13 protein-coding genes are annotated in these 12,511 nt (G+C 45.5%); 3 read left to right on the top strand and 10 right to left on the bottom strand.

Annotated features, from left to right (window positions below):
• Window positions 1–14: 14 nt before the first annotated feature.
• From INR79_RS21960 to INR79_RS21950, 3 genes are all read right to left on the bottom strand, one after another.
• A complete protein-coding gene (locus INR79_RS21960; protein ID WP_223099918.1) occupies window positions 15–896 on the bottom strand; it encodes a dienelactone hydrolase family protein in 882 nt (293 codons plus the stop codon).
• Window positions 897–1,071: 175 nt separating this feature from the next.
• On the bottom strand, window positions 1,072–1,707 hold the full coding sequence (locus tag INR79_RS21955; RefSeq protein ID WP_022589237.1) for a LysE family translocator: 636 nt from the start codon (window positions 1,705–1,707) through the stop codon (window positions 1,072–1,074).
• A 112-nt stretch (window positions 1,708–1,819) separates the two neighbouring features.
• Complete coding sequence (locus INR79_RS21950) at window positions 1,820–2,635, bottom strand: TauD/TfdA dioxygenase family protein (RefSeq protein ID WP_223099916.1); 816 nt, start codon at window positions 2,633–2,635, stop codon at window positions 1,820–1,822.
• A 58-nt stretch (window positions 2,636–2,693) separates the two neighbouring features.
• Here INR79_RS21950 and INR79_RS21945 point away from each other — a divergent pair, with 58 nt between their 5' ends.
• A complete protein-coding gene (locus tag INR79_RS21945) occupies window positions 2,694–3,296 on the top strand; it encodes a class I SAM-dependent methyltransferase (protein WP_022561059.1) in 603 nt (200 codons plus the stop codon).
• Here INR79_RS21945 and INR79_RS21940 read toward each other — a convergent pair.
• From INR79_RS21940 to INR79_RS21920, 5 genes are all read right to left on the bottom strand, one after another.
• Complete coding sequence (locus tag INR79_RS21940) at window positions 3,291–4,172, bottom strand: sensor domain-containing diguanylate cyclase (RefSeq protein WP_022561058.1); 882 nt, start codon at window positions 4,170–4,172, stop codon at window positions 3,291–3,293. The genes INR79_RS21945 and INR79_RS21940 overlap by 6 nt on opposite strands.
• A 252-nt stretch (window positions 4,173–4,424) precedes the next feature.
• Window positions 4,425–5,648, bottom strand: a complete 1,224-nt coding sequence (locus INR79_RS21935; RefSeq protein WP_223099914.1) for a glycine betaine/L-proline ABC transporter ATP-binding protein — start codon at window positions 5,646–5,648, stop codon at window positions 4,425–4,427.
• Window positions 5,641–6,540: an ABC transporter permease gene (locus INR79_RS21930; RefSeq protein WP_004400296.1), complete on the bottom strand. Its 900-nt coding sequence runs from the start codon at window positions 6,538–6,540 to the stop codon at window positions 5,641–5,643. The genes INR79_RS21935 and INR79_RS21930 overlap by 8 nt, the downstream gene beginning before the upstream one ends.
• A gap of 97 nt (window positions 6,541–6,637) precedes the next feature.
• Window positions 6,638–7,630 (bottom strand): ABC transporter substrate-binding protein, encoded by a 993-nt coding sequence (locus tag INR79_RS21925; RefSeq protein ID WP_223099912.1) that lies wholly within the window; start codon window positions 7,628–7,630, stop codon window positions 6,638–6,640.
• A 281-nt stretch (window positions 7,631–7,911) separates the two neighbouring features.
• Window positions 7,912–9,117 carry an MFS transporter gene (locus tag INR79_RS21920; RefSeq protein WP_223099909.1) on the bottom strand — a complete coding sequence of 402 codons (1,206 nt, stop codon included), beginning with the start codon at window positions 9,115–9,117 and terminating at the stop codon, window positions 7,912–7,914.
• A gap of 105 nt (window positions 9,118–9,222) precedes the next feature.
• Between INR79_RS21920 and INR79_RS21915 the strand changes: the two genes are divergently transcribed.
• Together INR79_RS21915 and INR79_RS21910 are read left to right on the top strand one after the other, a co-directional pair.
• Window positions 9,223–10,161, top strand: coding sequence for an endonuclease/exonuclease/phosphatase family protein (locus INR79_RS21915; protein WP_223099907.1), 939 nt, complete (start codon window positions 9,223–9,225; stop codon window positions 10,159–10,161).
• A gap of 102 nt (window positions 10,162–10,263) precedes the next feature.
• A complete protein-coding gene (locus INR79_RS21910) occupies window positions 10,264–10,767 on the top strand; it encodes a GNAT family N-acetyltransferase (RefSeq protein ID WP_022561053.1) in 504 nt (167 codons plus the stop codon).
• A 52-nt stretch (window positions 10,768–10,819) separates the two neighbouring features.
• Here INR79_RS21910 and INR79_RS21905 read toward each other — a convergent pair whose 3' ends face one another.
• Together INR79_RS21905 and INR79_RS21900 are read right to left on the bottom strand one after the other, a co-directional pair.
• Window positions 10,820–11,713 carry a patatin family protein gene (locus INR79_RS21905; protein ID WP_223099905.1) on the bottom strand — a complete coding sequence of 298 codons (894 nt, stop codon included), beginning with the start codon at window positions 11,711–11,713 and terminating at the stop codon, window positions 10,820–10,822.
• A 91-nt stretch (window positions 11,714–11,804) separates the two neighbouring features.
• The gene (locus tag INR79_RS21900) at window positions 11,805–12,509 is read right to left on the bottom strand and encodes a 4'-phosphopantetheinyl transferase (RefSeq protein WP_223099902.1); all 705 of its coding nucleotides are present in this window, start codon (window positions 12,507–12,509) and stop codon (window positions 11,805–11,807) included.
• Window positions 12,510–12,511 lie beyond the last annotated feature (2 nt).

Raw genomic sequence — 12,511 nt, 5'->3', positions numbered from 1 at the left:
ACCGTATATAAAAATCATATGAGCTGTGATTTAAAAAACTCTACAGTTCGGCTCCATGCGAGCTCGGCTTCCTCTTTCGAATACCTTCCCGTGGAATCGTTGTGGAATCCATGCTGAGTGTCTTTGTAGATGTGTGCCTGATAGCTTGCATCTATCCGCTTTAGATCGTCTTCGTATTCTGGCCAGGTAGCGTTAACCCGTTTGTCATTTTCAGCAAACTGCAGCAACAGCGGAGCCCTGATGTTTTGACGAATGTCCTTCGCGGCTGGTGTTCCGTAGAAAGGCACTCCTGCTTCAAGACCATCGCCTAGTGTTGCAGCCAGCATATTGACGACGTAGCCGCCAAAACAGAACCCGACGGCGCCCAGTTTCCCTGAACTGTTCTTGTAGCTTTTCAGGAATTTCGCCGCTGCAATAAAGTCTTCTTCGATTTTGCCGCGCTCTAGCGATTTCTGCATCGCGCGCCCTTCATCATCATTACCGGGGTATCCCCCTAATGGATGCAATGCATCTGGCGCGAACGCAATAAAACCAACTTTCGCCAACCTTCTCGCGACATCTTTTATGTACGGGTTAAGCCCTCGGTTTTCGTGAATAACCAGAACAACGGGCAATGGACCTGATTTGTTGGCAGGTTTCACCATGTAACCCCTGCCCTCACCATGCCCTTGAGGCGATGCGAAGGTCACGTATGTTGCTTTGATATCGGGATCGTTGAATGAAACTTGCTTGGCAAGTGCGTAGTTAGGAATTAAAGCGGACGTCAGTGCCGTCATGGTAAAACCGAGTGCAACTAATCCACCAAGACGAGACATAAACTCTCGGCGATCAATTAATCCATGGGCGTATTCGTCGTACCAGTCAAACGCTTCCTGCGGTATTGGTCTATCAGACATAGTCACTCCTTTTACTCTGCGTGTGGGGTCGTTGTTTATCACTGTATAAGACAGCTTATTCACATGACCCCATTACTATAGCCACCCTTGCAGGCGACGATGGTTATTTACAATTCTTTACGCAGAAGTTAGGAAATGAGTGCATTACTGAAGAAAGAAAAATGCACTCTGATGCTTATAGGAAATCGATTTGCCCAAGCATCCACACACCTAGAATAACGAAGACTCCACCCATGACTTTGTGCTGGTAGTGCCTGAACTTTTTGCTCTCTAAAAGTGGTTTGCCCAAGGTGCCCGCCAGTGCCACCAGCAGTAAATTAAACGTTAATCCGAGTATATTGAGCAGTAAGCCCAGAGCCATCATTTGCTCGCCCGAACTAGCCGCAATGTTGCCTGAAACAAATTGAGGCAGGAAAAGCACAAAGAACATCAGCGCTTTCGGGTTTAACAGGTTGCTCAGCAGCGCTCGCTGGTAATAAGCGCTGGCAAGTTGATTCTGATTCGATGTCTCTGGGGTCAGTGCAGCAGAGGAGGTAAAACAATCTGCCCCCATTTTTAACAGATACACACCACCAACGACATTCAAAACTGTCAGAGCAACTGGACTCATGGCGATAAGTGCTGATACACCAATCGCAGCCAGAATGGTCAAGATCACTCCAGACGTGGCATTGCCCAGGCTGGCGAACAATCCCACTTTTCGCCCATAGCTCATGCTTGAACTGGCAATGAGTAGCATGTCGGGACCGGGAATCAGAAGTAAAGCGAGTACCGCTGTCAGATAGACAGGGAGTATGGATAAATCGATCATGTTGAGATTTGGAACGAGAACAGGCGCGGAATTTTATATCAACCTAACCGACAATATCCATACTATGAATCAGTTAATTACACTCAAATAGCGTTAAGTGCTGAAAATGCCATCAGATAACCGTGACACGATGGAGTTTTCTTGGTGTATCTCCATAATCAATCACAGCATAATGCTGGGTGACCCGGTTATCCCAAATCGCCATGGCATTATCCGCCCATTTGTAACGCACCTGAAATTCAGGCTGCCTAGCTATCGCGAAGAGTTTATTAAGTAGTGTCTGGCTCTTCTCTGGTTCTAGCTCATTAAATTTGCGCGTGAATTGCTCGTTGATGTAGAGAGTTTCTTTTCCGGTTTCGGGATGTTGCTGCACCACATTATGTATAACCGGAGGGTTATCTCGAGACGTTTTCACGACGTCTTTATGCCAGTCCAGCTCAACTAGATCGGGATTGATGTCTTCAAATGCAACCAGAGAATGGGCTGCTGTCAGTGCTCTGAGTGAATCCTGCATTTCACTGTCGAGGGACTCAAACACAGCAGTCATAGAACACCACATGGTGTCACCACCAACAAGTGGCAAATGTTGGGCGTGTAAAAGCGAACATTTGGAAGGATTACTGCGCCACGTGAGATCCGTATGCCACAAACTTTCCAGCGGCGCGTTGCCGCGAGTGGTTTCAATCACACATACCTGTGGATGAGAAGGCACGTTAGGAAAGAATGGATGAATCGGTTCTAGCTCTCCAAAACGACTCGCAAGGAAAAGGTGCTGCTCCGGCGTGAGAGTCTGTTTTTCTATGAATACCACCTGATGAGCCAGAAATGCCTGATATAAGGCTTCAAAGTCTGAATCGGTACAATGCGCCAAGGAAAGCCCGTGAATGCGAGCGCCTATATGAGGTGTTAGTGGTTCAATCTCGATCATGCTGATACGTATTTCCTGTTAGAATTATGGAGTGTTAAATCCAATAGACCGGATATCTGTGAATTTTCTTGAGCGATTAAATGTTTATTTTTACCACTCTGACCGTGAAAAAAAGTGGACAGAAGATCCCGCCCGTATTCTTGGCTGGAGCAGCGAACAAACGCAGTTTGCCAGATTTTCAGTGTTTGAGAAGTCACTCAACCTACGCGACAAGTCCATCCTAGATCTTGGGTGTGGCTATGGCGATCTGGTCCACTTTCTTAGAGTCAAACAACCCATCAAGCATTACACAGGTATCGACTTTCACAAGAGTTTTATCAAACAGGCGAAACTAAACGCCGATAATTCTATGCGGTTTCTACACGGTAACTTCGCGCAAATGCGCTTGCCTGTTCACGACATCACCATCGCTTCAGGTTCATTGAATTACCGCAGCAATAATAAGAATTATCTTCCCACTGTCATACGTGCAGGCTTTTCTGCCAGCCGGGAAGCATTTGGCTTTAATTTGCTGGACAGTGACTATTTCAGAGAAGACCGATTGCTGCAAGCGTATGACCCAAAAGAGGTTCTTTCGATATGTCGCAATTTGACGGACGATGTAGAGATCATCCGCGACTATATGGAAGAAGATTTCACCATCATCATGAAACCATCATGATGCCGCGCGAACACATGAACCGTATATGATCTGCCCTTTCCCTTTCTTTTTGGCTTGATACAGAAGCACATCGGCACGAGCGAGTGCATCCCTTGGGGAACTGTCTTCGCTAATGAAACAGACGCAACCACCTGAAAAGCTAATGGCTTCAGGAAGATTTAGCGTTTCTTTCTGTATCGAGTTAAAGGTCTCGTATAAGCGGGACATCACACCATCGACACTTTCTGTTCTTGTGTCTTTAAGCACCAGACAAAATTCATCGCCGCCATGGCGAAAAGCAATATCATCGGATCGAAGGGTCTTTTCTATCGCTTTTGCCAGCAGGTGAAGCAACTTATCGCCCATCTGATGACCATAGGTATCGTTGATGTATTTAAACCCATCGAGGTCGAACAAGACGATACAGGAAGTAGCTTTGGACTCCTGATACTTTTCAAACAGTGTCTGGCTCATTTCGTCGAGCATTCTCCGGTTGTTCAGCCCGGTTAATGAATCGACATAAGCAATCTGATCCAGCTCCAGTAGCTTACTCACGTCTGAAAAAATCCAGATTCTTCCTTTCCCCACTCGCTTGTCTTCATACGGGGCGCTACGACGCATAAAGGTTCTCCCGTCGTTAAACTTAAGGAGATCCTGAGAAGCTTCGTCTGAGTTATAGAGCCGGTTGACTTCTCTTAGGAACACCTCCGGCTCTTCGAGCTTTCCCAGAACAAACTGGAGCATTCGGTCATCATCTTTGGAATCGATTAATTTGCTTGGGATTCCCCACATCTGTGCAAAGCGAGCATTGGAGTAAATTACTCCTCGATTACTATCTGTAATCAAAACACCATCTGGCATTGTGTTTAAGGCGGTTTTATATATGTTTGAATACATCGACACCTCACATATAAATAAGCTTTCCATAATAAACTTATCAATATAAATATAGACCGGATTTCAGTACTTCTTCATTTCATTTGTATTCGAATAGAACGAATATGCGAAGTAGAACAAGAATGAGTGGATTTTGAGAAACGGAGAAGGTATGGGATGTCGAAACCGCTTATACCATAGCGAGAGAGCATTCCGCCAACATAAAAAAACCGGTGAGTCATCACCGGTTTTAGACTTGTCAGGTGTGTGTTTCTACCCCACCTTTGCCAACTTTCGGTCGGCAGTCTCCTCTTCTGGAGATTCAGAGAAAATGTCAGCGACAGCGCTACGCTCCAGTTCCCCTTTCAGGTTACCTTCCTCATCGACTACTGGCAGAGAGTAGTCGCAGCACATGGTGTCTGGCAGAACTTCTTCCAGAACCGCATCCGGAGATACCGCTGGCACTTCTTCATATAACTCATCGCAAATTACCGTGCGGTCTTTCATCGCCGCGGCATCTTGCAACCCTTCTTTGGTGAGTACGCCCTGATAACCATCTTCGGTGACATGGTAAGCGTATTCATTCTTAAGCTGCTTCATCTGCACCAATGCTTCTTCAATGGTTTTTGCCGATACGCGATAAGCAGGCGGCTGCATGACGGTTTCTACCGTTAGAGCACGCGCTCGGTTTACATCTTTAACAAAGGCTTCGACATACTCGTCTGCGGGTTGAAGAAGAATCTCTTCTGGCGCACCAACCTGCACTAGCTGTCCATCTTTCAGAATCGCAATGCGATCCCCCAGCCTAAGCGCCTCATCGAGATCATGGGTGATAAAGACGATGGTTTTATGCAGCTTTTCCTGCAGCTCGATAAGTTGATCCTGCATTTCACTACGAATCAACGGGTCGAGCGCCGAGAAGGCTTCGTCCATCAATAGAATTTCAGCATCCGTACACAAAGCACGAGCAAGACCAACACGTTGTTGTTGACCACCTGAAAGCTGCGACGGATATTGATTTTCATACCCCTTCAAGCCCACGGTTTCTAGCCACTCCATCGATTTGGCAACACGTTGTTTTTTATCAATACCCTGAACTTCCAAGCCATATGCCACGTTTTCGATTACGGTTCTATGAGGCAATAAACCGAAGCGCTGGAATACCATGGACATTTTATGACGACGAAAATCTTCCAGCCCTTTAGTGTCCAGGCTCATTACATCAATACCCTCAACGATGATTTTGCCTTTGGTCGGGTCAATCAACCGGTTGAAGTGGCGAATGAGTGTAGACTTACCTGAACCAGACAAACCCATGATGACGAAAATTTCGCCTTTGTTGATTTTAAGGTTGATGTCCCTAAGCCCTACGGTGTGTCCGGTGTCTGCCAGAATGGACTCTTTTGAGTCACCATTTTCCACTCGTTCGATAACCGACATGGGTTTCGTACCGAATACTTTGGAAAGCTGACTGATTTCAATGAGTGGCTTAGTCATGTTTAAGCCCTCCTAAATGAGCCTGAGTACGCTTTGCGTAAGCTTGAGAAGCGCGGTCAAACAGAATCGCCAGTGCCACAATGGCAAAGCCATTTAACAAGCCCAATGTGAAATATTGATTGGTGATGGATTTCAGAACCGGTTGACCTAACCCTTTCACACCGATCATAGATGCGATAACCACCATAGAAAGTGCCATCATGATGGTTTGGTTAATACCTGCCATTATCGTTGGCATCGCCAGTGGCAGCTGAACGCCCCACAACCTTTGCTTTTTGCTGGCACCAAATGCCGTAGCAGCTTCAAGCACCTCTCGGTCTACCAATCGTATACCCAGATTGGTCAGTCGAATAACAGGCGGAATCGCATAAATCACCACGGCAATTAGCCCCGGTATTTTGCCGATACCCAATAGCATCACTACTGGTATCAGGTAAACAAACGCAGGCATCGTCTGCATAATATCGAGCAATGGCGTCACCACCGACTGGACACGGTTTGAACGCGCCATGGCAATGCCTATAGGAATGCCGATAACAATGGAAAGCAGCGTACAAACCGTAATGATACTCAGAGTTCGCATGGTGTTTTCCCACATGCCGAAGTAACCGATCAATAACAGGGAGACAAAACAACCCAGAGTCAGCTTCCATGAACGACTGGCAAGGTAAACTAAGCCCGTACACACCGCGAGAACGATAAACCAAGGTGTTGAGATAAGGAGCTTTTCAAACCAGACGAGAAAGGTGAGGAGCGGGTCGAATATGGATTCAATTAAATCCCCATATTCACGAGAAAAATCTTTGTATGCGCCATCCAATGTTTTTCGAATGGTTCTCAGATCGGCGCGATCCATTTCGGGGAAACTGGTTAACCAGCTACTGTCAGACATAATCAATCCTTTACCAACCGGGGCAATAAGACCCTCTCACTGCCCCGGTGTACTACTTTGTACGGTCTTGGCAATTTGCCAGACCAACTCTGCGCTATTAAAGCGCTTTTTCTACCTTGCTGATGACGTCTTTAGATACCCACTGATGCCAGATTTGCGGATACTCACTTAGGAAGTGCGCCATGGCTTCTTCGCTGTCAGCCTGGTTGTCTTCCATCCACGCCAGCAGTTTGTTCATGTCAGCATTGGTGAACCCACGCTTAGTGAAGTAGTCGTATGCCGCTGGAACGCGAGCCGCAAATTCTTCGGTTGTCACCGTATGCACAGGTGAAGGCGGGTACATGGTTGGTTTTGGATTTGCACACTCTTCCTGGGTGGTACAGCCAAGATACTCTTCAACACTGACGCCACTACCAAAATCGACTTTAACCATCTCGTATTTACCGAGGATCGCCGTTGGAGCCCAGTAATAACCAAACCATGCCTGTTCACGTTCGTAAGCTTTAGCAATAGAGCCGGATAAACCCGCACCTGAACCTGGGTCTACAACACTGAATCCAGACTTCTCTAGATCAAGTGCGTTGAAAAGGTTACCTGCCGAAATCTGACAGTTCCAACCAGCCGGGCAGCTATAAAATGCAGATGAATCTGGATCTTCTGGATGTTCAAACAACTTAGCGTGCTTTTTCACCCCTTCAATGGTTGCCATTTCGGGGTACTTTTTGACTAAGTAAGACGGCACCCAAAAGCCTTCTTCGCCACCATTAACTAGGGCTTTGCCTGCATAACGCAATCGTCCTTCTTCAACACCTTTGTCCAGTGCTGCTTTCAGGCTGTTACTCCAAAGCTCTGGAGCCACATCTGGCTGTCCTTTTTCAATCATTGAGGTTCCTGTTGGCATGGTATCGCCAGGAACGAGCTCGGCATCACATCCAAAACCGTGCTCCAGAATAAAGCGGTCAATATTGGCGATAAGACTTGCTGAGTTCCAGTTCATGTCGGCAATAGATACTTCGCCACACTCTTCAGCGCTTACGGTTGATGTACCGCCTAATGCCAATAATGCCAACGCGGTCAGTTTCAATTTCATCGAGCTTCCTTCCTCTTTATTAATTCACTCAAAATAAATTTATTTAGAGCACTAAGCATATCAACACGTAATACACCATTTGATTGTGCAACAGATGATCGTAAAACCCAGTGATGTCTGGCATCTTGTTGAGTCGATCTTCACTCCCATTGACAAATTGGTTAGTACTCTAAATATATACTTAAGTATAGTCAACGAATTCAAAGATCTAGAGATATAAAAAAACCAGTCCATTTCTGAGACTGGTTTTTGCTGTTTTAGTCTCTAAAGTGGCATCAATATCACTGAGAAAGTGTTGGTCCCCAGCGCACTTCGTTCCCTTCTTCAGGCTTGGCGGGAACGTTTAAAGACAGGATTCCAGATACCAGAGCCATTGCCGCCCCAACCAGAAAGACGCTTGGTGGAGATACCAGCCACAAGAAGCCAAATGAGACGGGAATGACCACGGCGGCTATGTGATTAATCGTAAATGCAACGCCAGCCGTAGACGCCATATCCGCTGGATCAGCAATTTTCTGGAAGTAGGTTTTTATCGCGAGGGCAAAAGCAAAAAACAGGTGGTCGATGATGTACAACGCAGCCGCCCATTCGGCGGTTTCTACAAACGCATAGCCCACAAACACACAAATCAAACCTGCGTATTCAAATATCAGGGCATTTCGCTCGCCGAAACGAGCAATCATCTGACCAATCTTCTTCGCAAACAGCCAGTTAAACGCATAGTTAACCAGGAAAAGGAGGGTAATCTCTGCGGCGGTATAACCGAATTTCTCTACCATTAAGAACCCGGCAAATACCACAAAGATCTGTCTGCGAGCGCCGCTCATAAATGTCAAAGCGTAATACAACCAGTAACGCTTTCTTAAAACCAGAGACTTATTCTGCTGAGTATGAGATTCAAACTCAGGAAACGACATCATGATAAACGCGATAATGATTAATGCAGCTCCTCCTGCAAGTAGATAAACCCACTTGTATTCCATCTCCATAAGCTCTAACACAACCCAAAGACCGCCATAAGTACAAAGTGCAGCCAAAGACCCGACCGAGATAAGTTTTCCTAAAAATTCCGGCGCTTCTTCTTTGGTCAGCCATTGCAGAGAAAGGGATTGTTTCAGCGTTTCAAAATAATGAAAGCCGACAGACATGAGTAATGTTGTGCACAACAGCCCAACAAGGGAAGGAAAAAAGCCAGTGATCGCTGTCCCTGCAGCCAACATAATAAGAGAGAGAATAATAAACCGTTGCTCACGTAGGAAAAGCAGAATAAAGACGGCAGTAAACGCCAGAAAGCCAGGAATCTCACGAACACTCTGTAACAGACCAATATCTGCACCAGTGAAGTTTGCTTTTTCTATAACGAAGTTATTCAGCAATGCCTGCCAGCTTGAAAAAGCGATGGGCACAACGATTGATACAAGAATTAAAAAGTTATGAGGCGTTTTCCAAGTTCCTGACTTGGTGGAATTTGCTTTAGAATGATCCATATTCTGACCGGGCTACACTGTTTGTTATCAACCATTTAATCAAACGTTACATTTTAAGTCACTTAATAATATCTTAGACAAACATTAGAGGTACTTTTCCAAGCCATGACATCTTCCTTAACTGTCGCGACATTTAACCTATTTAACTTCATCGAGCCACCTAATGCGTTTTACGAGTTCGATAACATATACAGCTGCGACGAATGGCAAAGAAAATGCGACTGGACTGAAAAAGTACTTCGTGAAACATGTGCTGATCTTATTGGCTTTCAGGAAGTATTCAGCGCTGGGGCACTTGCTCAGCTATGTAAACGACAGGGATACTCTCATTTTAAAACTGTCGATACACCAGCCGTAGAAAGCGATTACGTGTATTTCAGCCCCGTCACTGGGTTGGCATCTAAACTTCCCATCCATTCCTGTTTCGGGTTGAGAATAGACAAGCATGTTCAGAAAGCACTTGGGTTTGATTCCAGTGTCAGGTATTCGAGAATGCCACTTCACGCCACAGTCCGTCATCCTAAGCTAGGCTTAATCGATGTTGTGGTTGTTCACTTAAAATCTCAGCGCCCAATGGACGTCGAAAATGAAGGGGCGCAGTATTCTCGCTATACGAATGATTACATTGGATCCGTGCTCTCCAGCCAGCAGCGCAACGACGAAGCCATGGCACTGAGGTATCAACTTAGACAAATTAAAGCTCAGAATAAACGTCCAATGATTCTGATGGGCGACATGAACCAGAATATAAACTCGCCTTCTGTTCAGTGCTTAATTGAACCGCAGCAACACTTTACTGACCGCGACAGTCAAAAACTCTACCTGAGCGACTCCTGGCAGATTGCAAAACTTGATACCCCACGTCAGCCTTCTCACTATCATGGAGAAAGCGGAAATGTTCTGGATTATATTCTTCTATCCCAGGAGTTTTCGAGTGCAAAAATTCAGCATAAAACCCTCGATAAACATCTCGTACAACCTGAATATGATGAAGATTCGATGGGCAGCGATCATGGCATTGTTGTTGCTTTGATAGAAATATAAATTAACCATTGATTTTGCTTAACTTTTTTCGGTATGTTGATTATTCATTCATTCAAAAGATGCAGAAAAATGAACTGATACATGTAGAAAAAGGAGAGCAGTATGGAAATTATAATCCGACCAACAGAAATAAAAGATGTGGATGCTTTGTGCGAGATTTACACCCAGCCAAAAGCACATCGTGAAACCTTACAGCTCCCTTTACCTTCACCGCAAATGTGGCATAAACGCATAAGTAACATTCCTGAACACGTTTATACATATGTCGCAGAAGCAGATGGCAAGGTGGTGGGCAATATCGGCTTTGAGCACATGCAGCGCCCTCGGCTTAGGCATGTCGGTCGGTTTGGGCTTGGCGTTCACGACGATTATCACGGAAAAGGGATTGGCAGCAAGCTGATAGAAACCATCATTCACCTTTCTGATAAGTGGCTGAACCTTCGCCGTATAGAGCTGGACGTGAATTGTGATAATGAACCCGCCATTGCGCTGTATAAAAAGTTCGGGTTTGAAATCGAAGGTGAAGCGATCGATGCTTCATTCAGAGATGGCGAATTCGTCAACGTTTACCACATGGCGCGCATCAACCCAGCACACAAGAATTAAAAGTGCAGACACAAAGCAGCGGCTATACCGCTGCTTTTTGAATTTAGATTACTTAAACACAGAAATGACAGTCTTCTTCCGAAAGACCAAACACTCCCGAGCGTTTTTTCATATGCTCTTTACCCGCTTCAATTCCCATCTCATAACCAGCCAGTAACGTGCTTTTTCTCATTGTGAATCGACCCACTTTGAAATGCTCATCTGGCGCAATAACACGAACAACACAGCCTTTCGGTGGCTGACGGATGAAATCCAGTGAGGCGTTATAGTTTTTAGCCCGCTGCTTCATCGCCTCGGCAATGTTTGGGTAACGTTTTAGCAGTTGATCCATCAGTTTTGGAAACTTCATCTCTGGCATGTTGTAGGACAAGGGGTGAGACAGGATAACGGTAATGTCTCTGGCACCTCGTCGATAAGCCTCTCGAACCGGAATTGAGTCCGCTACGCCACCATCGGTGTAGCATCCACCAGAGAAGCAAGGCGTGGTGCGATAAGCAATTGGTAGTGCCGATGTCGCTTCCATTACATCCGCAATATTTGTCGGCTTTATGCGATAGTAATCGGCATTTCCTGTCACGGCATTGGTGACCGCAGCGAACATAGGGATAGACGAAAACAGAAGTTCTTCATCAACAGGATAAAGAGCATTCGCCTGCTCCCATAACCATTTGACATCCACCAAGTCTCCACCACGCACAAATCTGGTTGGATTGAAAAAACGTTTTTGGGTCGCAAGTTCAGTGATGACGCGTTGACTGCGTTTGGGTAATTTAGCCAGATAGCCAATGAGGTTGGAAGCACCGGCAGATACACCAATGGCAAAATCGTAAGGCATAAAATCGTCAATCAGAAAGGCATCCAGAACACCGCTAGCAAATATCCCCCGCATTGCACCACCTTCAACGATCAATGCTCTATTGCCCGATATTTCACTTAACTCAGCCATGCGACAGTACCTTTATTCTTTTGTAAACGCTGATTTGACCACGTTTACAGAGTACTGCAGGGCTTACTATTGATAAATTAGATAATTTCTATCATATCAATCGATGTTTTCGATGGTCACAAATCAAAGTGAAGACGTTTTCCGCTTCAAAAGTAAAATAAACCTTTAAAATCAGTGGTTCACCAAACAGTTTTTCAGCTTGATTACATAGTTGAAGCTGTAAAGTCCCCGATTCAACATCCACATTTCGCAGTATCGAATCTGAGAATTCTAAGTAGTTTTTTACGTAGGGGTAGATAGCTTTAAAAACGCTCTCTTTGGCTGAGAAAATCAGAGTCGCAAATTGCTGTAATGAAAGTCCACTTGTTGGCTGCCAATCCATTTCGGCATCAGAAGCAAACATGGGCATTAGCGTTTCGACTTGCGATTCATCAATCAGGTTTTCTACATCCAGCCCTAGCATAGATACTTCACTGTCATGTGCAACCGTAGCAAGAGCTAAGTTGTCGGTGTGGGAAATACTTCCTAAGTAACCTTTAGGCCAAATAGGTGCCCTATGCTCACCAATAGGTAGTTTGGTGTGAATGACTCCTAAGTCTTGCAGAGCCTCCCTGGCGACAACTCTACCAGCAGTAAACTCGGCTTTCCTTTTTGGTACAGCACGGTTCATTTCTTGGGGCAATTCAATGGCTAATTCGGAAGAATGAGAATCAGAGTATTGGGACACATCAAACTGACGCTGCCAGATTTTGACAGGTCCGAGTGTTCGGATTTGTAATTCAGCCAGAAAAGACATCT

Source organism: Vibrio sp. SCSIO 43132 (assembly GCF_019904195.1).
GTDB classification, from domain to species: domain Bacteria; phylum Pseudomonadota; class Gammaproteobacteria; order Enterobacterales; family Vibrionaceae; genus Vibrio; species Vibrio nigripulchritudo.
The sequence above is the reverse complement of the archived record's forward strand: the minus strand, read 5'-3'. Positions and strand labels throughout refer to the sequence as shown.

Bases quoted from the DNA above. Each gene is read 5' to 3' on its own strand.
- INR79_RS21960 (WP_223099918.1), bottom strand. From the start codon at position 896: ATGTCTGATAGACCAATACCGCAGGAAGCGTTTGACTGGTACGACGAA.
- INR79_RS21955 (WP_022589237.1), bottom strand. From the start codon at position 1,707: ATGATCGATTTATCCATACTCCCTGTCTATCTGACAGCGGTACTCGCT.
- INR79_RS21950 (WP_223099916.1), bottom strand. From the start codon at position 2,635: ATGATCGAGATTGAACCACTAACACCTCATATAGGCGCTCGCATTCAC.
- INR79_RS21940 (WP_022561058.1), bottom strand. From the start codon at position 4,172: ATGTATTCAAACATATATAAAACCGCCTTAAACACAATGCCAGATGGT.
- INR79_RS21935 (WP_223099914.1), bottom strand. From the start codon at position 5,648: ATGACTAAGCCACTCATTGAAATCAGTCAGCTTTCCAAAGTATTCGGT.
- INR79_RS21930 (WP_004400296.1), bottom strand. From the start codon at position 6,540: ATGTCTGACAGTAGCTGGTTAACCAGTTTCCCCGAAATGGATCGCGCC.
- INR79_RS21925 (WP_223099912.1), bottom strand. From the start codon at position 7,630: ATGAAATTGAAACTGACCGCGTTGGCATTATTGGCATTAGGCGGTACA.
- INR79_RS21920 (WP_223099909.1), bottom strand. From the start codon at position 9,117: ATGGATCATTCTAAAGCAAATTCCACCAAGTCAGGAACTTGGAAAACG.
- INR79_RS21915 (WP_223099907.1), top strand. From the start codon at position 9,223: ATGACATCTTCCTTAACTGTCGCGACATTTAACCTATTTAACTTCATC.
- INR79_RS21910 (WP_022561053.1), top strand. From the start codon at position 10,264: ATGGAAATTATAATCCGACCAACAGAAATAAAAGATGTGGATGCTTTG.
- INR79_RS21905 (WP_223099905.1), bottom strand. From the start codon at position 11,713: ATGGCTGAGTTAAGTGAAATATCGGGCAATAGAGCATTGATCGTTGAA.
- INR79_RS21900 (WP_223099902.1), bottom strand. From the start codon at position 12,509: ATGTCTTTTCTGGCTGAATTACAAATCCGAACACTCGGACCTGTCAAA.